Source organism: Serratia sp. MF1(2023) (assembly GCF_030954545.1).
In the GTDB taxonomy this organism is placed as follows: Bacteria; Pseudomonadota; Gammaproteobacteria; order Enterobacterales; family Enterobacteriaceae; genus Serratia; species Serratia sarumanii.
Genome location: NZ_JAVHUX010000003.1, coordinates 65,553 through 88,448, shown reverse-complemented (window position 1 = coordinate 88,448; position 22,896 = coordinate 65,553). Strand labels below are relative to the sequence as shown.

Genomic DNA, 22,896 nt, shown 5'->3' with positions numbered 1-22,896 from the left:
AAGAAAAAGCACGCCTTGCGGCGTGCTTTGCGCGGTATTAACAGCAGCGGTTACTTCTGGTCGGGCAGGGCGTAAGCGACCAGATAGTCACCCAGCTTGGTGCCGAAGGAACCGTGGCCGCCGGCGAAGATCAGCACGTACTGCTTGCCGTTGACCTCATAGGTCATCGGCGTCGCCTGGCCGCCGGCCGGCAAGCGCGCTTCCCACAGTTTTTCACCGTTGGTCACGCTGAAGGCACGCAGGTAGTTGTCTGCGGTGGCGCCAATGAAGAACACGTTACCGGCGGTGGTCACCGGGCCGCCCAGCATCGGCATGCCCATTTTGAACGGCAGCGGCAGCGGGGAGCTGTCGCGCACGGTGCCGATGCGTTTTTTCCACACGATGTCGTTGGTTTTCAGATCCACGGCGGAAATGTAACCCCAGGCCGGCTGTTTGCACGGCAGACCGAACGGTGACAGGAACGGGTTCAGGGTCACGCCGAACGGCACGCCATACTGCGGCTGTACGCCGGACTCGGTGCCGCTGCCGCCCTTGTCGCCTTCCGGCGGCTCAATCGGGTTGCCTGGGCCGCGTGGGATCAGCTTGGACACGAACGGCAGCGCGATCGGGTTGGCGATGGCGATTTCGCGATCGGTATCGACGGCCAGGCCGCCCCACTCGAACATGCCGAGGTTACCCGGGAACACCAGCGTGCCCTGCTCGGACGGCGGGGTGAAGGTGCCTTCATAACGCAGGCTGTGGAACATCACGCGGCAGACCAGCTGGTCATAGATGGTCGCGCCCCACATGTCCGCACCGGTCAGTTTCTTCTCAGGACGGAAGGTCAGCTCGGAGAACGGCTGGGTCGGCGACAGGCGGTCGCCTTTGGCCGGGCCCTGCGGTACCGGTTTCTCCGGGGCCGGCACCACCAGCTCGCCGTTGGTGCGGTTCAGCACGAAGATGTTGCCGGTTTTGGTCGGCACGTAGATGACCGGCACTTTTTTACCGCTCTTGTCGGTAATGTCCGCCAGGGTCGGCTGCGCCGGCACGTCCATATCCCACAGGTCGTGGTGTACCGTCTGATAGAACCAGGCCAGCTTGCCGGTGGAGGCGTTCAGCGCCAACAGGCCGCTGGCGTAGCGCTCCATTTCCGGGGTGCGATCGCCGCCCCAGATGTCCGGCGTGGAAACGCCCATCGGCAGATAGACGATATCCAGCTTGGCGTCATAGGCGGCCGGCGCCCAGGAGTTCGGCGAGTTCGGCACGAAGTGATGCTCGTCCGCCGGGATGGCGTTCGGATCTTTCGCGCCCGGATCGAAGGCCCACAGCAGCTTGCCGCTGTTGACGTCGAAGCCGCGAATGACGCCGGAAGGCTCGCGGTTGGAGTAGTTGTCGGTCACGGCGCCGGCGATGACGATCACTTTATCGGTGATCACCGGCGGCGAAGTCGGCTCGTAGTGGCCCGGCGTCGCATACGGCATGTTGCTCTGCAGGTTCAACTCGCCGTTGTTGGCGAAGTCCGGGCACGGTTTGCCGGTGTCGGCGTCCAGCGCGAACAGGCGACCGTCGTTGACCGGCAGAATGATGCGGCGCGCGCACATCGCCGGTGCGGCATCGCCGGCGGCGCCCGCGGCTGCAGCGGTTTCGTGGTAAGACACGCCGCGGCAGGTGATGTGCTGGAAGGTCGGGTTGTACTTCAGCTGCGGATCAAATTTCCACTTTTCTTTACCGGTGGCGGCATCCAGCGCGAACAGCTTCTGGTGCGGCGTACACATGTAAAGGGTATCGCGGATCTTGATCGGCGTGACTTCGTTGGTGATCTCACCCGGATCATTGGCGGTCTTCAGATCGCCGGTCTGGAAACGCCAAACCTCTTGCAGCTGGCCAACGTTTTTGTCGTTGATCTGGCTCAGCGGCGAGTAACGGGTGCCTTCCTGGGTGCGGCCATAGGCCGGCCAGTCGGCGCCGTTGGCGTCTTTCGGCTGCACCTGCGCGGCGTCGAGAGTGCCGTTGATCTCTTGCGGATCGTTGAATACGGCATAGGCCAGCGCGATGACGGTAATTGCCAGCGCCGCGCTCAGCGCACCGTAGGCGAACTTGCCGTTGGCGACCAGCTTACGGTAGATAAACGGCAGCACCAGCCACAGGCCGAAGAAGAAGGTGACGTCCAGGCGCGGCGTCAGCGCCCAGAAGTCCGGGCCAACTTCCCACAGGGCCCAAATAGTGGTGCCCAGCAGGAATACCGCGTACAGCAGCAGCGCGGTGGCGCGGCGGCGGAACAGCAGCCAGGAGGTCGCCAGCAGCACCAGCCCGGCGATGATGTAATACAGCGAACCGCCCAACTTGGCCAGCCAAATGCCGCCGCCGAGCAGATAAAGCCCGCTCAGCGCGGCAAATAGCGCCGTTATGACGATAAGCGGCGATAGTGACGCTTTATTTTGCATAGCAATACCCTTACCAAAAATGAAAGTCCCCGATTTAGAGATTAAGCCAAATCGGAAAAAACACGCGGTTTATCCCTAATATTTCAGCGGGAAGCCGCTAGGGTGACGTAAAACCCATCCCGTTTTTTAACCTTAAGGTGCTTTGCCTTATTCAAAGCGGTAAGACAAGGTGGCGCCGCCACCCCAGTTGCGACCCGGCGCCGGCTCGAAATAGCGGCCGTTGCCTTCGTTGACGATCACCGAACCGACGTAACGGCGATCGAACACATTGTCTACCCGGCTGAAGACGTCCAGCGCCCAGCGGTTCCAGGTAAAGCGATAACCGGCGTTTACGCCGGCCACGGTGTAAGAGGGCGCCTGCGCGCTGTTGGCGTCGTTAGCCTGAATGTCGCTCATGTAGCGCAGCTCCGCGCCGGCGTGCCAGCCTTCCGGCGGCGCCCAGGCCAGCGAGGCGTAGCCCATATTGCGTGCGATGCCCGGCAGGCGATTGCCGGCGGGGGTACAGCCGGATTTACCGCACATATCGCTGCGGTAGGTGGCGTCCAGCAGCGTCCAGGCCATATTCAGGCGCCAGTCCAGCGCAAACTCCTGATCCAGCGCCAGCTCGAGGCCGCGCCGCCGGGTTTTACCGGCGTTGGCATAGCTGGTGCGCCCGCCGCTGCTTTCCGCCACCACCAGTTCGTTGTCGGTCTCGGTCTGGAACAGGGCGGCGCTCACCAGGCCGTTGCCGAGGCGCAGCTTGCTGCCCAGCTCGACGGTGTCGCTGGTAGACGGCTGCAGGCCGATGTTGAGGCCCGCCTGGCCGTCGGGGCGGTATGAGAGCTCGTTGATGGTGGGGGTTTCAAAGCCGCGGCCGGCGGAGAGATAAACGTTCCACGCCGGATTGATCTTGTAGTTGAGCGAGCCCATCGGCAGCCACTGGTGGTAGCGCTTGCTGCCGCTGTCGTCGCCGTTGCGCGGCGTGATGTAATAGTCGGTCGAGTCGAAGCTGACCGTGCTGTAGCGCAGGCCGGCATCCAGCGTCCAGTGCGGCGTCAGTTGCCAGGAGGTTTGCAGGTAAGGATCCAGGTTCCAGATGCGGTTCTTCTCGTTGCGCCGCTGGTCGCCTTTCTCGCCGTAGTCCACTGTGCCGTCTCGCAGAATAAAGTTTTCGAACCCCTGCCGGCGTTCGGTCATGGTTTCATAATCCAGACCGCCGATCAGTGTTACCGGTAACGATGCGAGAGTATCCTCATGCTTCCAGCGAGTGTCAATGCCCTGATATTTTCTTTCCAGCACGATCACCCCGCCGGCGTGGGTGGGGTTGAGCTGCGGCCCCATCGGGATCGATTGGTACTGCGTGGTGTGGCGCTCGCCGTGGTAGGCGGTCAGGGTCAGTTCGTCGCGTTCGCTCATCTGGCGTTGATAGCGCAGGCCGGCCTGGGTCTGGTCGAGCGATTTGCGGGTGTTGTATTGATCCGCGCGCGGCGCCTGGCGCGGGTTTTCCTTCCATTCCGCTTCGGTCAGGCCGCCCGGATCGCCGGCATCGATTGAGACGCTGTTGAACATCAGCGTCAGGGTGCTGACGTCGTCCAGCCGCACGCCGAGCTTGCCGTTGCCGAGGTTTTTCCGCGCGGCGCTGTGATCGCGGTAGCCCTGGGTAGTAAAGCGGGTGCCGGAGATGGCGTAGTTGACGTCGCCGGCCTGGGTGCCGTCGCCGGTGGCGCCGGTCGCTTTCACCCCGTAGCGCCAGGTGTTGTCACTGCCGAAATAGCCGCCGGCCTCCAGTGTCGGCGGCTGGGTGCCGGTAATGGTGTCAACATTGATGACCCCGCCCGAGGCGTTGCCGTACAGCGCGGAATAGGGGCCGCGCAGCACCTCGATGCGTTCGACGGAATTGATGTCGATATTGGAGGTTTGCCCTTGGCCGTCGGGCATGGTGGCGGGAATGCCGTCGACGTACATGCGCACCCCGCGCACGCCGAACATCGAGCGGCTACCGAACCCGCGTATCGACAGCTGCAGATCCTGCGCATAATTTTGCCGGTTTTGGATCTGCAGGCCCGGCACGCTGCCGAGGTTTTCCGACAGGTTAATCTGCGGCGCGGCGTTGCGCAGGTCTTCGCCGTCGATCACGCTGACGGAGACCGGCGACCCCAGCTCCGTCAATCCGGTGGGTTGCGCCATCACCACCAGGGTGTCGCTGTCTTTTTGCTCCGCCGCCAGGGCCGAGCCGATATAGATCGGCTGTAGCAATAACAGGGTTGCCGGGGTCAAGGCGGGACGTTTTTTATTCATCAGATAATTCTGCCAATAATGCTGAAAGAGTTGCCCGCAAGGGGGCGAAAATAGCCATTTTTGACTCCCTGTACCGGCATTCAAGGGGAAGGAAACTGCATCCTGCAAAAGTATAGGATATTCCGATATCGTATGCTTTGGAATAGCGCAGCCGAAAGAGGCGTGTTTTCAATTAAGAAAATTCTCTATTCAATAGCGATGTGCTGGGCGTTTTTAAATCACCCCGGCTTATCTTAAACATAATCCTATTCGTTTTTTTAATTTGTTTATCTCATTTATTTTATTAATGAATGCAATGTGGTTAATTCATTGGTGGAAAATAAAAATATATTTTATCTGATTGATTTTTATCATATTTATTTATTTGTATTTTTGTGGCTTTATTTTTTATAAAAATAAAATAATATTCCCTCTTATGTTTTTTAGGTTTTCAGTTAACAGCTCAATCGTATAACGCTTACGGTATTTATGTCATGCATAAATATCTATTTATATATTTACGGAATATATTAAAAGGGAATTGATTTATGGACGCGCTCATCGCTTCACCCTATACCCACACATTTTGGAATGAGTACATGCTCAATCCACACTCCTGCGAGTACAACCTGGTGCTGGATCAGACGATTGAGGGAGAATTGGACGTCGGCCGACTGCGCGCGGCGATCGACGGGGTTTGCCGTGACTATATTCTGTTTCACCACGTTCTGGATGACAGCGCCTCGCAATTACGCTGGGTAAGGTCGGCGAAAAAAATTGCGCTGGAAACGCTCGATGCCGATTGCGATGTCGGTAAGTTAATCAATGCGCCGTTCGATCTCCGGGAAGGCCCGCTGTGCCGCTTCTACCTGATTGAGCTGGCTCCGCAGCGCTATAACCTGATCATTGTCGTTCATCACATCCTGATCGACGGCCTGTCCGGACAGGAGTTCTACAGCGCCGTTTCTGCCTATTACAATCGCGGCACGGCGGTGACGCCGCCGCAGGCGGATGAAACGGACATCAGCACATTGTACCGGCGCTATGAGGCGGATATCGCGGCGTTGAAACACGAGTTCGGTTCCGCGTCATTCTGGGGCGACATGCTGGCCGAATGCGCCCCGCGCGTGGCGTTGCCTTATCTCCCCGGCGCAGCGGCCGAAGCGCCCGGCGCCGGCGAAGTGCGCTTTGCGTTGCCGTTCGCTGAGTGGCAAGCGCTGAAATCCGGCGTCAGGTATGCCAATCCTTTCCTGATCTTCAAAACGCTGTGGGCGCTGCTGATCGCCCGACAATCTGCGCAGGAAACGGTGCATATCGGTTATCCCATCGCGCCGGAGGGCGGCGAGGCGCTGTTCTTCGGCGCACAGGTCAACACTGCGGTGTTTCCCTTGACCCTCGCCCCGGGAGCCACGTTCAATCAGCTGTACCGCGCGACGCTGGCCTACAGCAAAGCACTCAAGGTGGCTGGCAAGCTGCGGCACAGCCAATTACCGGTTTATGACATGCTGAGCCTCAGTCCGGTGCGTCAGCTGAACGTCAACTTTACCCAGGCTTACCTGAAAGATGCGCCGCTGGCGCTCGAGGGGTGTCGCATTGGCGTCAATCACCGGTTCAACGTCGATCTGGCCGGTTCGGAACTGCTGCTGGAGTATCAGCCCACCGAACAGGCCTTTGAGTTTCGCCTGCGCTACCGCCCCGATCTGTTCGACGCGACCCAGATGGCGGAGATGGCGGAGCAGTATCTTTGGCTATTGCAGCGCGCGTTAACCGAACCGGATGCGCCGATTGCCGCTTGGCCGCAGCTGACGGCGCAACAGGTTTTGCGCTGCCGCGACGCCTGGGAGAGCGGGCCTGCAACGGCCGACGCGGAAGCGACGCTGCTCGACGGCCTGGCTCGCCAGGCGCGCCGTCACCCGGAACGCATCGCCGTGACCGACGCCAAAGGATCGCTCAGCTACCGCCAGCTGGCGCAGCGCAGCGATCGTCTGGCGCTGCGGCTGCGGGCGGAGTATCAACGGCTGCGCGGCGTGGCCATGCCGCCGGAGACGCTGATCCCGCTGTATCTGCAGCGCAGCGCGGAGGCGGTGGTGGCGATGCTGGCCATCATGAAGGCGGGCGGCGCCTATGTGCCGCTGGATCCCGCCGCGCCGGCGCAGCGGCTGGATTATATCCTGCAAGAGGTGAACAGCCCGATCGTCCTGACCGAAAGCGCGTTGCAGGCCGCGGCGCAGCGATTGGCGCCGGGCGATCTTTGCCTGTCGGCGGATGAACCGCTCGCCGATGCGGATGCCGCGAGCTTGCCGAGTGTGGACGCCCGGCAGTTGGCCTACGTGATTTACACCTCCGGCACCAGCGGGCGGCCGAAGGGCACGCTGTGCGAACACCGGGGTGCAGCCAATATGGTGCTTGGCCATACGCAGCGTTTGTTGCGCAATGAGCCGGATGCGCTCAACTGCCTGCAGTTCGCCTCGCTGGCCTTTGACGCGCACGTCTTTGAGGTGTTCATGGCCCTGGGCAACGGCCACCGGCTGTTCATCGCGAGCGAAGCGCAGCGACGAGATCCGGCGTTGTTGTGCGAACAGATGGCGGCCTGGTGCATCGAGGCCTGCTTCCTGCCGCCGGCGCTGCTTGGCATCTTCCCTGAATTGCCGGCTTCGGTGCGCTATCTCGCGACCGGCGGCGAGGCGAGCGCGCAGGAAGCGCTCGACCATTACCTGGCCCGCGGCATGCAGGTCGCCAACATGTATGGCCCGACCGAAGCTTCGGTCAGCGCCAGCCTGAATATTTATCGCCGCAACGGCGCGCGCAATATCGGCCACGCCATCGCCAACATGCGTTGCTATGTGGTTGACGAGCACGATAACTTGCTGCCGCTGGGGGCGGAAGGCGAACTGTGCCTGGCCGGCGTCGGTCTGGCGCGCGGATACCTGAACCTGCCGACGTTGACGGAGGCCGCGTTCACCGCCAATCCTTTTGAACTGCGTGAGCCGTACCGGCGCCTGTACCGCACCGGCGACAGAGTGCGGCGCTTGGCCGACGGCAGTCTGGAGTACCTCGGACGGCACGATCAGCAAATCAAGATCAACGGCTATCGCATCGAATTGGGCGAGATAGAAATGCAGCTGCGCGCGCTGCCTGAGGTGGCCGAGGCGGTGGTGAGCCTGCGTCCCGGCACGGCGGATCAGCTGGCGGCCTGGTATGTGCCGCAACCTGGCGCGGAGCCGGAGGCCGGCGACATCTTGCAACGGCTGGCGGCGCAGCTGCCGCACTACATGTTGCCCTCGGCGATGCGGGCGCTGGCGGCGCTGCCGCTGACGGTGAGCCGCAAGGTCGATTACCGGGCATTGCCAGAACCGCTACCGATCGAGCCGCAAACGGCGTTTCGCCGGCCGTGTTCGCCGCTGGAGATTCGCCTGTCGGCACTGTTCAATCGGCTGCTGGGGGGCGATGTCGGCGTGGATGACAACTTCTTCCGCCTCGGTGGCAACTCCATGATGGCGATCCGGCTGTGCCACGAAGTGAATAAACTGCCGGGGGCGAAGATCTCGGTGCTAACGTTGAATCAGCACCCGACGGTGGCCGCGCTGAGCGAGCACATCGCTGCCCAGCGTCAGGCGCCGCCGGACGAGCTGCCGATCCTCCCCGGCGGGCTGCGGGAGGCGCCGCTGTCGCTTCAGCAGTCGCGGCTGTGGTTTGTTCAGCAACTGTCGGTGAACGCCACGCATTATCTGTCGCCGGTGCTGCTGCGGCTGTCGCCGGATATCGATGACGAACGTTTTGCGGAGTGCCTGCAGGCGATCGTCGAGCGCCACCAGATCTTGCGCAGCCTGATTCGCCAGAATGATCGGGGCGAAGCCAGCCAGTGGGTCAGCGACACCGCGTTGCCGGTGCCTGTGCTAACGCTGAGCGCCGATGAATTTGACGCCGCGCTGACGCAAGCCTGCAGCCAGCCGATGGATTTGACGCGCGAGCTGCCGCTGCGCGCCACGCGCTACCGTTACCGCGATGCGGCGGAGCGGGAAACGACCGTTTGCCTGTTGGTGTTCCATCACATCGTCTTTGACGGCTGGTCACTTGAGGTGCTGCTGCAGGAATTGGACGCGCGCTATCGGGGCACGTGGCGCGAGGCGACAGAGCCTGCGTTGCAATACCTCGACTATGCGTGCTGGCAACAAGCGCCGGAAAATGTGCAGCGCCGGGCGGAAGAATTGGCCTTTTGGCGGCAAGCGCTGGCGGGCTGCCAGCAACTCTCGCTGCCGTTGGACTTTTTGCGGCCGGCGGTCTTCGACGAGCGCGGCGACAACAGCGAAGTGCCGTTGCCGGCGGCGCTGGTGAAGGCGCTGGATGCGCTGGCGCGCAGAGAGGGGGTGACGCTGCATGCGGTGATGCTGGCGGGGTTCATGTTGCTGTTGTCCCGCTACAGCGGCCAGAACGATGTCATGGTCGGCACGCCGTTGGCCAACCGCAGCCGCCCTGAACTGGAGAATCTGATCGGGTTCTTCGTCAATACGCTGCCTTTGCGCCGGCAGATCGACCCGCGCCATCGCGTCGTCGAGTTTGTGCGGCAGGTCGCGGCCACGACGCTGCAGGCGCAGCAGCATCAGACGCTGTCGCTGGAAGCGCTGGTGGACGACCTGGCGCTGCCGCGCGATTTTTCGCACCATCCGCTGTTCCAGGTCATGTTCGCGCTGGAGAGCGAAGGCGGCGCACTGGCGCGCCCGGACTGGCTGTCGGTGGTCGATCTGAGCGCTTATGAACGCACCGCCAAGTTTGATCTTACGCTCACGCTGACGCCGCAGGGGGAGCAGATGCGCGCGCGCTTCAACTTTGCTTCGGCGCTGTTCAGCAAAGCGTCGATGGATCGGCTGGCCGGCTACTATCTCGCCGTGTTGCAGCAGATGGCGCACCACGACGACTGGCCGCTGGAAAATATCCGTCTGCAACCGCAGGGCCAGGCGTTGCCGGCGTCGCCCGCCTTCGGCTATGCGTTTGAACGCAGCCTGCAACAGGACTTCGTGCAGCATGCGCGGCGCAATCCGCAGGCCGTGGCGGTTGTCGACGAGCAGGGCGAGATGACTTACGGCGAGCTGCACGCGGCGGCGCTGACGCTTGCCACTCAGCTGCGCGTGCAAGGGCGGATGACCGGTGACGCCATCGCCGTCATCGCCGACAAGGGGCGCCGGCAGCCGGTAGCCCTGCTGGCGGCGCTGATGTGCGGTAAGGCGTTCTTGCCGATGGAGGCAGCATGGCCGCCGCAGCGCCAGCTGAACGTGATGGCGCAGGCCGGCATCAATACGCTGCTCAGCGATGCGCCCTGGGCCTGCAACGAGATCAATCTGATCGAACTGAATGCCGCAGGGCTGGCGGCGCAGCTGCCGCTGCCGGAACAGCGCCTGCCGGCGCTGGATGCCGGGCCCGACAGCCTGGCCTATATCATTTTCACCTCGGGATCGACCGGCACACCGAAAGGCGTGGCGATCGAACATCGCAGCGCGGTGAATATGCTGGAGGGCGTGCGGCGGTATTTCGGCCTCAACGAGCGGGATCGCAGCCTGGCCCTCAGCGCGTTGAGCTTCGATCTGGCGATCTTCGACATTTTCAGCCCGTTGAGCGCCGGCGGCGCGGTCGTAATGCCAGCCGAGCGGGATCGGACCAATCCGCAGGCCTGGTATCAGCTGATGATGACCCATCGGGTGACGCAATGGCTGAGCGCACCGGCGCTGATGGAGCTGTTGCTGGATTATGTAAACGGCGCGGGGTTGACGGCCGGGCCTGTACCGGCGCTGCGGGCGGTGATGGTGGGGGGCGACTGGATCGCCACCTCACTGCCGGAACGCTGCCTGGCCTGGGCGCCGCACGGCCGTTTTTGCAGCGCCGGCGGCGCTACGGAGGCGGCGATCTTCACCATGCTGTACGAGGTGCCGCGCGGTCAGAAAATTCGGTCGGTCAGCATTCCTTACGGCAAACCGTTGCCGCACCAGCGTTGTTATATCCTGGATGCCGGGCGGCGGCCCGCCGCGCCGGGTGTCCGAGGCGAAATCTATCTGGCGGGGGAAGGCCTGGCGCGCGGGTATTACGGCGATCCGCAACGCACCGCCGAGAGTTTCTTCTGGCATGACGAGCTGCAGGAGCGGGTGTATCGCACCGGCGATGCGGGCCGATGGCTGGAGGATGGCAACGTGGAGTTTATGGGGCGCCTCGATCAGCAGATCAAACTGAACGGCTATCGCATCGAACTGGGGGAGATAGAACATGCCGCGCTCGCCTATCCGGGCGTGACCGCCTGTTGCTGCGTGCTCGTCACGCAACCGCAGCCCTGCCTGGCCGCGTATTACGTTGCCGATGAGGCGATCGCCCCTCAGGCGCTGGCTCAGCATTTGAGCCGCCAACTGCCTCCTTACATGGTGCCGCAGGCGCTGATGCAGCTGGCGCAGCTGCCGCTGACCGAAAACGGCAAGATAGCGCGACAGGCGTTGCCGCAGCCGGAAAGGGCGGCGCGTGAGTTCGTCGCGGCGCAGAGCGAATGGGAGAACGCTTGTCTGGCGGTGTGGCGCGATCTGCTGCAGCGGCAGGATATCGGCGTGGAGGACAATTTCTTCTCGCTGGGGGGCAACTCTCTTCTGGCTATCCAGGCCTGCTATCAGATCGGCCGGCGGCTGGCGCGCGAGGTCACGCTGAGCGAGCTGGGGCGCTTCCCGACGATCCGCTCGCTGTGCCGCGCGTTGCCGCAACAGGAGCAGGGCGCCGCGCCGGTGTCGATCCCGCCGCTGCGGCAGCGCGAGTATCCGCTCTCTTCTTCACAGCTGCAGTTGTGGTTTATCGAGAATTTGAACGGCGGCGGCAATCTCTACCACGTGCCGATGCTGTTCCGTCTCGGCGACGGGGTGTGCCTGGCGGCTTACGAGCGCAGTTTGCAGGCGGTGGTCGCCCGGCATCAGGTCTTGCACAGCCTGATTGTCCAGATGCCATCCCAAAGCGCCGTCGCCCGCGCCTGTGAACTGACGCTTTCGCTGGAGCGCGTGACGCTGGCGGCGGCGCACTGGCCGGACAGGCTGCGGCAGGATATCGACCGGCCGTTTGCGCTGGGGGTGGAGTTGCCGATCCGGGCAGCCGTTTACCGGGTGGCGCAGCCGGATAGCGGGTGGGTGACTTACAGCCTGATTCTGGTGCATCACCTGGCGTTTGACGGCTGGTCGCAGCCGGTGCTGTTGCAGGAGCTGGACGTGCTGTATCAGGCGCAGCGGCAAGGGCAAGAGGCCGGGCTGGCGGCGTTGCCGTTGCACTATGGCGACTATGCCGTCTGGCAGCGGCGCTGGCTGGAATCCGCTCAGGCGGATGAGGCGAAGGCGTATTGGCGGCAAGCGCTGGATGGATGGCAGGCGCTGGAAATGCCGCTCGATTTCGTGCGGCCTGCCCGCTTCGATCATCGCGGCGCCAACCACGTCATCGCGCTGCCGGAGGCCCTGACGATGCAGGCGACGCAGTTCGCCCGGCGCCAGGGCGTCACGCCGTTTGCGCTGTATCTCGCGGCCTTTAACCTGCTGCTCGGTTACTTCAGCGGCCAGCAAGACATTCTGGTCGGCACGCCGGTCGCCAACCGGCCGGTGGCGGAGACCCGCTCGGCGATCGGGTTCTTCGTCAACACGCTGCCGCTGCGTTCGCAGATCGACGATGCGGCGTCGCTGAACGACTATGTAAACCGGGTCTTTGACGGCGTGCTGCAGGCGCAACGGCATCAGAATTTGCCGTTGGATCAGCTGATCGAGCTGCTGCAGGTGCCGCGCGATCTGTCGCGCCATCCGCTGTTCCAGGCGCTGTTCGCGCTGGAGGAAGTGGGGGATGCGCCGGCCTGGCTGGCGCCACAGGATCTGCTGGCGCACTACCAGGCGGCCAAATTCGATTTGACGCTGAGCATACAGCCGGCGCCGCAGGGCGGCAGGGCGATCTTCAACTATGCCACCGCATTGTTCTCACCGGCCACGCTGGCGCTGTTGGGCGAGTATTATCTGACCATCCTCACGCAGATCGTCAATCACGGGGAGCAGCGCGTCAGCCAGTTGGCGCTGGTCTCGGAGAGTGAAATGGCGCGGCAACGCGCCTTCCATCAATCCTGTCCGCCGGCCTACGATTTTGAGCGCGCCATCCATCATGATTTCATCCGTCAGGCCGAGCGCCATCCGCAACGGCTGGCAATCGTCGATGGATGGGGCGAACTGAGCTACGGTGAGCTGTATCGGCGCGCGCTGACGCTGTCGCTGCAGCTGCGTCAGCACGCGGACATGCGCGCCGATACCATCGCGGTGATGGTGGACAAAGGGCGGGCGCAAATCATTGCGGTGCTGGCGATTCTGATGGCCGGCAAGGCCTATTTGCCGCTGGACGGCGCCTGGCCGGAACGCCGCCGCCTGGATATCGTCGCGCAGTCGCAAACCCGAATTATCCTCAGCAGCCGGGAGTGGGCGACCAGCGGCGAGGCCAGGCTGTTGACCATCGATCCGCAGGGGGCCGTCACGGCGTTACCGCCGGCGGCGCCGGGAGAGCCTGTCTTGCCGGCGCCTTCCGCGCTGGCCTATGTCATTTTCACCTCCGGCTCTACCGGCGCGCCGAAAGGGGTGGCGATAGAACATCGCGGCGCGGTGAACAGCATCATCGATACCTTGCGCCAGCTGGAACTCGGCGCGGACGATCGCGGGTTGGCGCTCAGCGCGCTGAGTTTCGACATTTCGGTGTTCGATATTTTCGGCCTGCTGTCGGTGGGCGGCGCTATCGTGATGCCGTCCGAAACCGAACGCTATCAGCCTGAGGCCTGGCATCGGCTGTTGATGACTCAGGGCGTGACCTTCTGGAACTCCGCGCCTTCGGTGATGACGCTGTTGGTAGAGCAGTTGGAATCCGCCGCGTCGCAGGCGCAGTGGCCGCAGCTGCGCAACGTGGTGCTGGTGGGCGAGGTGATCTCCCGCCAACTGCCGGCGCGCATTCGTCAATGGCGGCCGGGGTGCCGAGTCGTCAGCGCCGGGGGCGCGACCGAGAGCTCCATTTGGTCGATCCTGTACGACATCCCGGAGACGCCGATCCTGGCGCCCAGCGTGCCTTACGGTCAGGCGATGGCCCATCAGCGTTTTTACGTGCTGGATCGTCATCTGCGCGTGCTGCCGCCCTGCTTGCCGGGGGAGCAATACATCGGTGGGATCGGCGTGGCGCGCGGCTATTACCGCAATCCGTCGCTGACCGAAGAGAAATTCATCTACCATCCGGAGCTGGGGGAGCGGCTTTATCGCACCGGCGACGCCGGCCGCTATTTGCCGGACGGCAACCTGGAGTTCCTCGGCCGTATGGATTTTCAGGTGAAAATCAACGGCTACCGCGTTGAGCTGGGCGAGGTCGAGCAATGTGCGCTGGCGTTCGGCGCGATCAAATCCTGTTGCGCCGTCGTGCTGTCGGAGGCGCATCGGCAGCGCCTGGCGCTGTATTACGTCAGCGAGGCGCCGCTGGATGAATCGGCGCTGTTGGCCTTTATGAGCGGGCAATTGCCGTTGTACATGCTGCCTGCGGCGCTGATGCGGCTGGAAGCGTTGCCGCACAACTCCAGCGGCAAGCTGGATCGCAAGGCGTTGCCTATGCCTGCTGCGAGCGAACCGCAGGTTTATGTCGCTCCCGCGAACGAGCTGGAACAGCAGCTGTGTGCGCTGTGGCAGGCGGCGCTGCAGTGCGGGCAGGTCGGCATGACGGACGATTTCTTCCTGCTGGGCGGCACCTCGATCAAGGCCATTTCCCTGTGTGTCGGCATGGGCGAATTGATGGCCGCGCCGGTGCCGGTGGTGCAGCTGTTGCAAAGTCGCACGCTGAAAAACCTGTTGGCCGCCAACGAACGCCGCCTGGTCTTGCCGCTTAACCGCTGGGCAGAGGGCGCGCCCGTCGTATGGATGATCCATCCGGCGCTGGTAGGGGCGGAGGCATTCCACGCTTTCGCCCAGCCGCTGCAGGGGCGATTCAACTGCTATGGCGTCGATAACCATAACCTTTACCATCAACCCGCTATCGACTCGCTCGGCGATCTGGCCGAACGGTATCTGAACGAGATGATCGCCGCCGCTCTGCTGCAAGGCGCCGGGCCGGTGCGCATTCTCGGTTGGTCGCTGGGGGGCATTATCGCGTTGGAGATTGCCGCCCGCCTGGAAGCGCGTGGCTGCCGTAACGTGCAACTGTATCTGCTGGACAGCTTCTACCGGCAGGCTACGGCGGAGTTGCCCTTGGATCAGCTGCTGCCGGTGCTGGGCATCGAAGGCGAGGCGGCTACACGCGCCATGGCCGCAGGGCAGGCGGAGCGGCGGCTGTCTGAGGGGAGTCTGAGCCGCAGGCTGCAGACCACCGAGGTGACGCTGTTTAAGGCGACGGAGAGGAACCCGCAGTTGCCGGAGGCGGTCACGGCGCCGCTGCTGGCGGTGGCGGATAATGGGCTAGGCGCGGTCTGTGAGCGGCTGAGGGTCATCCCGCTGGCTTGTCATCACCATAACATCCTGCTGTGTGAGGAGGCGATCGGCCAAGCGCTCAACGATGACGTTTGATTCATGAGCCTGGCTCATAAGCCCAAGCGTATTTCGCCCCATAGTCATGGTGCCAACCGTGTTTTACAGTCATCACACCGGAGCGGTGCCGCGTCAGGCGGCGCCGGTATCAATCAGCGGGAGAGTGAAGATGCAAACACGCAAATTGGGGCACGAAGGGCTGGAAGTCTCGGCGTTGGGGTTGGGCTGCATGGGGCTGAGTTTTGGCTATGGCCCGGCCACCGACAAACGACAGGCGATCGAGCTGATCCGTGCCGCGGTCGACGAAGGCGTGACGTTCTTCGATACCGCCGAGATTTATGGTCCGTTCACCAACGAGGAATTGTTGGGCGAAGCGCTGGCGCCGGTGCGCGAGCGGGTCGTTATCGCCACCAAGTTTGGTTTCGATCTGTCGCAGCCGGCGGGGCAACAGGTGTTGAACAGCCGTCCGGAGCATATTCGCCGGGCGGTGGACGGTTCGCTGAAGCGCCTGCGGGTAGAGGCCATCGATCTGCTGTATCAACATCGCGTCGATCCCGAGGTACCTATCGAGGAGGTGGCCGGGGCGGTGCAGCAACTGATTCGCGAAGGGAAAGTGAAGTACTTCGGCCTGTCGGAAGCCGGAGCGCAAACCATTCGGCGTGCCCACGCAGTGCAGCCGGTCACGGCGCTGCAAAGCGAATATTCGCTGTGGTGGCGCGAGCCGGAGCGTGAAATCTTGCCGACGCTGGCGGAACTGGGCATCGGTCTGGTGCCGTTCAGCCCGCTCGGCAAGGGCTTTCTCACCGGCGCCATCACCGAGGACACCACCTTCGACAGCGGCGATTTTCGCAACCAGGTGCCACGCTTCAGCGCCGAGGCGCGCCGAGCCAACCAGGCGCTGGTGGATGTGCTGGGGCAGATAGCGCAGCGCAAGGGCGCGACGCCGGCGCAGATCGCTCTGGCCTGGCTGCTGGCGCAGCAGCCGTGGATCGTGCCGATCCCGGGAACCACCAAGCGCCATCGTCTGCAAGAAAACCTCGCGGCGGCGGCGGTCGCGTTGGCGGCGGACGAGCTGGGCGAGATTGAGCGCGCGCTCTCCGCTATCGACGTGATCGGCGATCGCTACCCGGCGCATCTGCAGAAAAACGTCGGGCGTTAAGCCCCGCGCCGCAGCGCCTCAATCAGCAGCGCAAAGGCGGTGGTGTGCTGCCTGCGGCTCGGATAATAGAGGTAATAGCCGGGAAACGGCGGGCACCAGTCGTCCAACGCCATCTGCAACCGCCCGTCGGCCAGCGGCTCGGCGACGGTGTCTTCCGGCACAAAGGCGATGCCCAGGCCGAGCTGCGCGGCGTCGATCCGCTGGCGCAGGCTGTTGAAGGTCAGTTGCCCCTCCACCCGCACTTTGATCTCCCGGCCATCGCGGGCAAATTCCCAGGCGTACAGCCCGCCGAGGGTGGGCAGGCGCATGTTGATGCAGCGATGGTTTTGCAGCGCTTGCGGCGTGGCAGGAAGGCCGTAACGGGCGAAATAGGCGGGGGAGGCGACGGGCACCATGCGCATGTCCGGCCCGACGCGCACCGCCACCATATCCTTCGCCACCTGTTCCCCCAGCCGAATGCCGGCGTCGAATCGCCCGGCGACGATGTCGGTCAGGCTGTTGTCGACGGTGATTTCCACGTTGATATCCGGGTAATCGACGAGAAAAGTGCGCAGCACCGGCCACAGCACCGCATCCACCGCGTGTTCGCCGGCGGTGATGCGGATGTTGCCGGCGGGCCGATCGCGCATTTCACCCAGCGCGTTCAGCTCGCTTTCAATCTCCGCAAAGCGCGGGCCGATGCTGTTGAGCAGCCGTTCACCGGCCTCGGTGGGGGCGACGCTGCGGGTGGTGCGGGTGAGCAAGCGCAGTGCCAGGCGTTCTTCCAGCCCGCGAATAGCGTGGCTGAGCGCCGATTGGGAAACCCCAAGCTGCGCCGCCGCTTTGGTGAAGCTGCGCTCCCTGGCCACCATCAGGAAAGCGATCAGATCGTTAAAGTTTTCTTTCAACATATCGGCACCGAAGAGGAAGGTGAGCGCACTGTCGCGCAGATTTATGAATTTAGCTCATAGCTCCTTGCGCATTTTACCCGCTAGTCGCCGGAAAAGCATGGCGCTATCTTGGCATCACGCATTCATGACGATCAGCGCCGGCGGTGAGAGCCGGCGCGGAGGACACGACAGATGAAAATACAACGCAGCGGTTCGATCCCATCACAGCGCGGTTCAGCGGATTATTTTACCGGGCAGGTACGCATCGACGCGCCGTTCGCCGGTGACGCGCCGGCCAGGGTGGGCGGCGCGACCGTCACCTTCGAACCCGGCGCCCGCACGGCCTGGCATACGCATCCGCTCGGCCAGACGCTGATTGTCACTCAGGGGCGCGGTTGGATCCAGATGTGGGGCGAGGCCACGCAGGAAATGCACCCCGGCGATATCGTCTGGATCCCGGCAGGCGTCAAACACTGGCACGGCGCGACACCGGACACCGCCATGACCCATATCGCCATCGCCGAAGCGGTGGACGGCAGCCCGGTGACCTGGCTGGAGCCGGTCAGCGAGGCGGAGTACCGCCAATAAGGCCGCTCAGGCTTCGTGGCTCTGCTCGCAAAACCGCAGGCGGTTGCCGAACGGATCGGTGAGATTCAGCTCCTTGCCCCAGTCGACAACCTCCACCCCCGGCCGGGCATAGCGGTAGTTTTTGGCCGTGAGCTCCCGGTGCAGCGCGTCGATATCGTGCACCGGGATGAAAAGGGCGGCGCCGGGCGTGCTGTCGCCATGGTGTTCGCTCAGGTGCAGCGTCAATCCGGCGCGGCTCACCTGCATGTACAGCGGCAGATCCTCGCTGAAACGATGCTCCCACGCCAGCGTGAAACCGAGAAAATCCAGATAAAACTCTTTGGCCTTGTCGACCGAAAAGATGCGCAGGATCGGAATGGCGGGGAAGAAGGTGGCCATCGTTGATCTCACTGTTACGGAGGCAGTGCCTTTTAACCGCTGAAAAGAGGCCTAAAGGTAGCAAAGACTCTCCAAAACCGCCAGGCAGGGCCCCCGCAGGCGCGGGAGCCCATCGCATCAGGCGCCCAAACCGCCAAGGCACAGGTATTTGATTTCGAGATAGTCTTCGATGCCGTATTTTGAGCCTTCGCGCCCCAAACCTGAGTGCTTCATGCCGCCGAACGGCGCCACCTCGGTGGAGATCAGCCCTTCGTTGATGCCGACGATGCCGTACTCCAGCGCTTCGGCCACGCGCATCACTCGGCCGATGTCGCGGCTGTAGAAGTAAGCGGCCAGGCCGAACGGCGTGTCGTTGGCCAGTTCGACGGCGTCGGCCTCGTGGCTGAAGCGGATCAGGGGCGCCACCGGGCCGAACGTCTCCTCGCGGAAGATTTTCGCCGTGCGCGGCACGTCGGTCAGGATGGTCGGGGTGAAGAAATTGCCGCCCAGCGCGTCAGGCTTGCCGCCCAGCAGCACCGATGCGCCGTGTTCGACGGCGTCGGCGATATGCTCGCGCACTTTCTCCACTGCGTCCGGGTTAATCAGCGGGCCGATGGTGACGCCCTCATCCAGCCCGTTGCCGACTTTCAGCTTGGCGACGGCGGCTTTCAGTTTGGCGGCGAAGGCGTCGTATACGCCGTCCTGCACCAGAAAACGGTTGGTGCAGACGCAGGTCTGGCCGGCGTTGCGGTATTTCGAGGCGACCGCGCCGGCCACGGCGGCGTCCAGATCGGCGTCGTCGAACACGATAAACGGCGCGTTGCCGCCCAGCTCCATGCTGGTTTTCTTGATGGTGGGCGCGCACTGGGCCAGCAGCTGCGCGCCGACTTCGGTGCTGCCGGTGAAGGAGAGTTTACGCACATCCGGGTTGGCGGTGAGTTCGCCGCCGATGCCCTTGCTGGGGCCGGTGATCACGTTGCACACCCCGGCGGGCAGCCCGGCGCGCTCCGCCAGCACGGCGATCGCCAGCGCAGAGAACGGCGTCTGGCTGGCGGGGCGGATCACCCCGGTACAGCCGGCGGCCCAGCCGGGGCCGGCTTTGCGGGTGATCATCGCCGCCGGGAAGTTCCACGGGGTGATGGCGGCGAACACGCCGATCGGCTCTTTCTGCACGATAATGCGGCGACCGGCCTGCGGCTGCGGAATGGTGTCGCCGTAGACCCGCTTGCCTTCCTCGGCGAACCATTCGATAAAGGAGGCGGCATAGGCGATCTCACCGCGGCTTTCAGCCAGCGGTTTACCCTGTTCCGCCGTCATGATGCGTGCCAGATCGTCCTGATTTTCCATCATCAGTTCAAACAGCCGCCGCAGTTTGCCGGCGCGTTCTTTGGCGGTCAGCGCACGCCAGGCGGGCTGCGCCTTCTTGGCGGCGGCGATGGCGCGCGCGGTTTCTTCGGCGCCGAAGGCCGGCACGTGGCCGACCAGCTCGCCGTTGGCGGGGTTATGAATGGCGATCGAACGGCCTGCTTGGGCCGGCAACCATTGCCCGTCGATGTAATTGGCCTCGCGGAACAGCGTGGGATCCTTGAGGGTAGCGCTGATGCTGGTGCTCATTGTTCTCTTCCTTTGCTGAGTTCAACAGAATGGTCTATCCCATACGGCTACCCTTTACCCTAGCAAACTTTGCCGCCGCCGTTTGCCGCCGCGACGACAAGATGAGCGTTTTCTTTATGCGCACCTTCTGTACAAAAAATATCCGCCGCCGGGCCGATACTGAAAGAGCAGGCATATGACCCTTTTCGATGTGATTAAAAGGAGTGTGCGAATGATGAAATCAGTGGACAGACATCTCGCGGCCTACGGCAGCGAAATGGATTTTTTGGCGTCGAGCATCGCCCTGATGGAATGGCAAGGGCGGCAGATTGACGCCGGGCAGGTGGCCGGCAATATGTCGGAACAGCAAAGCCGCCTGTTCTTTGCGCGGTTGAGTTATTTTCGTCAGCTTTATCAGGCCGCATCGGCGGCCGAACACAGCCTGTAATCTTCCGATTCAGCCCCGCCGCAGCGGGGCTTTTCATTTCAGCGGCGCCACACCCCGGTCGCCAGCGTCGCCGGCGAATATTCCAGATCGCGTCCCCGCCACGGCAGCGCCGCCGCAAAGCGCCAAGCGCGGTGAACGTCAAACCGCCAATAGCGTTCCGCCCCTTCAACGCCGGGATGTCCTTCCGCCTGCCAGAGGATCTGCGTTTTTCCCTGCAGATGCAGCACGTCGCCGCGCTCAAAATCGATGAACAGCAGCGCCGCCCGCGGTTCGGCCAGCAGGTTGCCCAGCGTATTCATATAGCGGTTGCCGCGAAAGTCCGGCATCCACAGCGTGTCGCCTGCCAGATGGATAAAGCCGGGCCGCCCGCCGCGATGGGAAATATCGACGCCGCCCTGCGCCAGTTCCAGGTGCGCGCCGCTGGCGACGAAGCTGGTGTCCGCGGTGCGGATCAGCGCCTGCGCCGCCGCATCGAGCGAAGCTAAATGCTCAACCGGCTGTGGCCGGCTCTCCACCGGGTAGAGTTCGCGGCGCTGAATGTACTGCGGGCAGTTGCCGAAGCTTTGGTGAACGACGATCTCCACCCGGTTTTTGTCGGTGCGGCCGACGGTGCCGTTGGCGCGGTTGCGCCGCCGGTTGCTGAAGTCGAGCCCGAGCGCGCCGACCGGTTTGCCGGGCAGCAACAGCGCCTGGGCGGGATCGTCGCTGCGGCGCGGCGCGCTGATGCGCAGGTGCGTGTCGTCCGGCGTGCGTAAAAACCCGGGCGGGCCGCTGAACAGGGTGGCGATGGGCCAGCCCTGTTCGTCCAGCGTGGCGACGAACAGGTAGGGCAACGCGGCGAAAAACGCGCGGTGCTGATCCGGCATCGCGGGGTAGATGCCGCCGCCCACGCGATCGAAACCGGCCAGCGTTTGCGCGCGCAGCTCATCGGGGTGGAACCGCTGCGAGATCATGGCGTCAGCTCGCCGCCGGTGCCGGCAGAGCCGGCATGGCGAAGAAGCCGGGAAGCGCCGCGATGCTCGCCACCCAGCGGCGTATGGCGGGGTAAGGCGCCAGCGAAATGCCGCCTTCGGCCGCGACCGCCACATAGCTGTAGCAGGCCAGATCGGCGATGGTCGCCTGTTCGCCGGCCAGATAGTCGCGCTCGCTCAGGTGCTGCTCCATCTGCGGCAGAAAACGATCGCTGATTGCCCGCGCCGCCTGATAATCCTCCGGCACGGCGAACTGGGCGATCAGCCGGCAGGAGGCCGGGCCGTAGCGCACTTCACCGGCGGCTTTGGAAAGCCAGGCCTGCACTCGCGCCGCCGCCGCCGGCTGTTCCGGCAGCCAGTGGCTGTTCGGCGCATAGCGCTTCACCAGATAGACCAGAATGGCGTTGCTGTCGGCCAGCGTCAGATCGCCGTCCTGCAAGACCGGGATCTGGCCGAACGGGTTGAGCCGGCGAAAGGCCGCGCTCTGGCGTACTTCCGCCGAGGCTTCTACCCATTCATAGGGCTGCGCCAGCATGCGTAGCAGCAACGCCACGCGGTGAACGTGGCCGGAAAGCGGGGTGCCGTAGAGGGTGATGGTGGACATGGCGTTTCTCCTCAGTGCTTTTTTTCAGCATACTCTTGCGGCGAATGAGCGGGATCCGGCAATGTGGAAATTGATAATTTCACTTACCGGAAGAGTCTATGGATCGGTTAGACGAGTTGGCCATCTTCGTGGCGGTGGTGCAGCAGGGCAGCCTGGCGGCCGCCGGGCGCAAACTGCGGCGCTCGGCGCCGGCGATCACCCGGGCGATCGCCGCGCTGGAACAGCGGTTCGGCACCCGACTGGTGGAACGCACCACCCGGCGGCTGGCGCCTACCGAAGCGGGCGTGCGGTTGCTGGAGCGCGCGCAACAGCTGCTGCAGGATTATCAGGCGGTGGTGCAGGATACCGCCGAAGCGCAGCTGAGCGGCTTGCTGCGCGTCACCTCGCCGGTGCAGTTCGGCCGCCGCTACGTGGCGCCGGTGGTGATGGCGTTTCTCGATGACTACCCGCAGATGCAGATCGAAATGGTGTTGAACGATCGCAATCTCGATCTGATTGACGAAGGATTGGATATCGCGGTGCGCATCGGTCATCTGCAGGACTCTTCCCGCGCGGCGCGGCGGCTGGGGCAGGTCAGCCGGGTGACGGTCGCCAGCCCGGCTTACCTGGCGCGCTGCGGCGAGCCGCGCTCACCGGCGCAGCTGGCGGAGCATGCCACCATCGTTGGCACCCAGCGGCCGTCACTGCGCGAATGGCGCTTCGGCCCGCAGGAAAACGGCGAGCGCGTGCGCTTGGCTCCCCGGCTGTTGCTCAACGACGTGGAGGCGCAGCTGCTGGCGGTGCGCGCCGGCAAGGGCATCGCCCGGCTGCTCTCGTATCAGGTAGCGGACGATCTGGCCGCCGGCACGCTGGTACGGCTGCTGGCGGACCATGAACCGTTGCCGATGCCGGTACAGCTGGTGGCGCAGCAGGCGCAGCGCATGCCGCTGAAGGTGCGCGCCTTTTGGGATTATGCGTTTGAACGGCTCAGCGCATTGCCGCAAATTCAGCCGGACGGGCGGGGAAAATAAGCGCGAAAAGTTTCATGGGTTAAACTTTTTCGCCGCCTGTCTCATTTTATTTTACCGGGCGCGCATTGCTGATGCGCCCATCTTGACAATAA

12 protein-coding genes are annotated in these 22,896 nt (G+C 63.5%); 5 read left to right on the top strand and 7 right to left on the bottom strand.

Annotated elements, in window-relative coordinates:
* Positions 1 to 50: 50 nt before the first annotated feature.
* The gene (locus REA38_RS00555) at positions 51 to 2,423 is read right to left on the bottom strand and encodes a glucose/quinate/shikimate family membrane-bound PQQ-dependent dehydrogenase (protein ID WP_033647880.1); all 2,373 of its coding nucleotides are present in this window, start codon (positions 2,421 to 2,423) and stop codon (positions 51 to 53) included.
* A 147-nt stretch (positions 2,424 to 2,570) separates the two neighbouring features.
* Complete coding sequence (gene pqqU, locus REA38_RS00550; protein WP_060421668.1) at positions 2,571 to 4,700, bottom strand: TonB-dependent receptor PqqU; 2,130 nt, start codon at positions 4,698 to 4,700, stop codon at positions 2,571 to 2,573.
* A 527-nt stretch (positions 4,701 to 5,227) separates the two neighbouring features.
* Between pqqU and REA38_RS00545 the strand changes: the two genes are divergently transcribed.
* Positions 5,228 to 15,244 (top strand): non-ribosomal peptide synthetase, encoded by a 10,017-nt coding sequence (locus REA38_RS00545; protein ID WP_308884533.1) that lies wholly within the window; start codon positions 5,228 to 5,230, stop codon positions 15,242 to 15,244.
* A gap of 130 nt (positions 15,245 to 15,374) precedes the next feature.
* Entirely contained in the window at positions 15,375 to 16,364 is a 990-nt protein-coding gene (locus REA38_RS00540) for an aldo/keto reductase (protein WP_308884531.1), read from the top strand.
* On the opposite strand, the gene REA38_RS00535 is transcribed toward REA38_RS00540, so the two are convergent.
* A complete protein-coding gene (locus REA38_RS00535) occupies positions 16,361 to 17,254 on the bottom strand; it encodes a LysR family transcriptional regulator (protein WP_060421661.1) in 894 nt (297 codons plus the stop codon). The two genes, REA38_RS00540 and REA38_RS00535, sit on opposite strands and share 4 nt — an antisense overlap.
* A 171-nt stretch (positions 17,255 to 17,425) precedes the next feature.
* On the opposite strand from REA38_RS00535, the gene REA38_RS00530 reads away from it, so the two are divergent.
* On the top strand, positions 17,426 to 17,821 hold the full coding sequence (locus tag REA38_RS00530; RefSeq protein ID WP_060387987.1) for a cupin domain-containing protein: 396 nt from the start codon (positions 17,426 to 17,428) through the stop codon (positions 17,819 to 17,821).
* A gap of 6 nt (positions 17,822 to 17,827) precedes the next feature.
* On the opposite strand, the gene REA38_RS00525 is transcribed toward REA38_RS00530, so the two are convergent.
* Both REA38_RS00525 and gabD read right to left on the bottom strand, forming a co-directional pair.
* Positions 17,828 to 18,199, bottom strand: coding sequence for a glyoxalase superfamily protein (locus tag REA38_RS00525; protein WP_079656594.1), 372 nt, complete (start codon positions 18,197 to 18,199; stop codon positions 17,828 to 17,830).
* A 117-nt stretch (positions 18,200 to 18,316) separates the two neighbouring features.
* Positions 18,317 to 19,792 (bottom strand): NADP-dependent succinate-semialdehyde dehydrogenase, encoded by a 1,476-nt coding sequence (gene gabD / locus REA38_RS00520; protein ID WP_060419019.1) that lies wholly within the window; start codon positions 19,790 to 19,792, stop codon positions 18,317 to 18,319.
* A gap of 211 nt (positions 19,793 to 20,003) precedes the next feature.
* Between gabD and REA38_RS00515 the strand changes: the two genes are divergently transcribed.
* Positions 20,004 to 20,219: a glycogen synthase gene (locus tag REA38_RS00515; RefSeq protein WP_033635117.1), complete on the top strand. Its 216-nt coding sequence runs from the start codon at positions 20,004 to 20,006 to the stop codon at positions 20,217 to 20,219.
* Between the two features lie 38 nt (positions 20,220 to 20,257).
* Here the strand turns inward: REA38_RS00515 and REA38_RS00510 are convergent, their stop codons facing one another.
* Both REA38_RS00510 and REA38_RS00505 read right to left on the bottom strand, forming a co-directional pair.
* Positions 20,258 to 21,172, bottom strand: a complete 915-nt coding sequence (locus tag REA38_RS00510) for a pyridoxamine 5'-phosphate oxidase family protein (protein WP_164097559.1) — start codon at positions 21,170 to 21,172, stop codon at positions 20,258 to 20,260.
* A 4-nt stretch (positions 21,173 to 21,176) separates the two neighbouring features.
* Complete coding sequence (locus REA38_RS00505; protein ID WP_308884529.1) at positions 21,177 to 21,794, bottom strand: glutathione S-transferase; 618 nt, start codon at positions 21,792 to 21,794, stop codon at positions 21,177 to 21,179.
* Between the two features lie 98 nt (positions 21,795 to 21,892).
* On the opposite strand from REA38_RS00505, the gene REA38_RS00500 reads away from it, so the two are divergent.
* Positions 21,893 to 22,804, top strand: coding sequence for a LysR family transcriptional regulator (locus tag REA38_RS00500; RefSeq protein WP_308884528.1), 912 nt, complete (start codon positions 21,893 to 21,895; stop codon positions 22,802 to 22,804).
* Positions 22,805 to 22,896: the final 92 nt, after the last annotated feature.

Excerpts from the sequence above, each read along its gene's own strand:
- REA38_RS00555 (WP_033647880.1), bottom strand. The coding sequence starts at position 2,423 with ATGCAAAATAAAGCGTCACTATCGCCGCTTATCGTCATAACGGCGCTA.
- pqqU (WP_060421668.1), bottom strand. The coding sequence starts at position 4,700 with ATGAATAAAAAACGTCCCGCCTTGACCCCGGCAACCCTGTTATTGCTA.
- REA38_RS00545 (WP_308884533.1), top strand. The coding sequence starts at position 5,228 with ATGGACGCGCTCATCGCTTCACCCTATACCCACACATTTTGGAATGAG.
- REA38_RS00540 (WP_308884531.1), top strand. The coding sequence starts at position 15,375 with ATGCAAACACGCAAATTGGGGCACGAAGGGCTGGAAGTCTCGGCGTTG.
- REA38_RS00535 (WP_060421661.1), bottom strand. The coding sequence starts at position 17,254 with ATGTTGAAAGAAAACTTTAACGATCTGATCGCTTTCCTGATGGTGGCC.
- REA38_RS00530 (WP_060387987.1), top strand. The coding sequence starts at position 17,426 with ATGAAAATACAACGCAGCGGTTCGATCCCATCACAGCGCGGTTCAGCG.
- REA38_RS00525 (WP_079656594.1), bottom strand. The coding sequence starts at position 18,199 with ATGGCCACCTTCTTCCCCGCCATTCCGATCCTGCGCATCTTTTCGGTC.
- gabD (WP_060419019.1), bottom strand. The coding sequence starts at position 19,792 with ATGAGCACCAGCATCAGCGCTACCCTCAAGGATCCCACGCTGTTCCGC.
- REA38_RS00515 (WP_033635117.1), top strand. The coding sequence starts at position 20,004 with ATGATGAAATCAGTGGACAGACATCTCGCGGCCTACGGCAGCGAAATG.
- REA38_RS00510 (WP_164097559.1), bottom strand. The coding sequence starts at position 21,172 with ATGATCTCGCAGCGGTTCCACCCCGATGAGCTGCGCGCGCAAACGCTG.
- REA38_RS00505 (WP_308884529.1), bottom strand. The coding sequence starts at position 21,794 with ATGTCCACCATCACCCTCTACGGCACCCCGCTTTCCGGCCACGTTCAC.
- REA38_RS00500 (WP_308884528.1), top strand. The coding sequence starts at position 21,893 with ATGGATCGGTTAGACGAGTTGGCCATCTTCGTGGCGGTGGTGCAGCAG.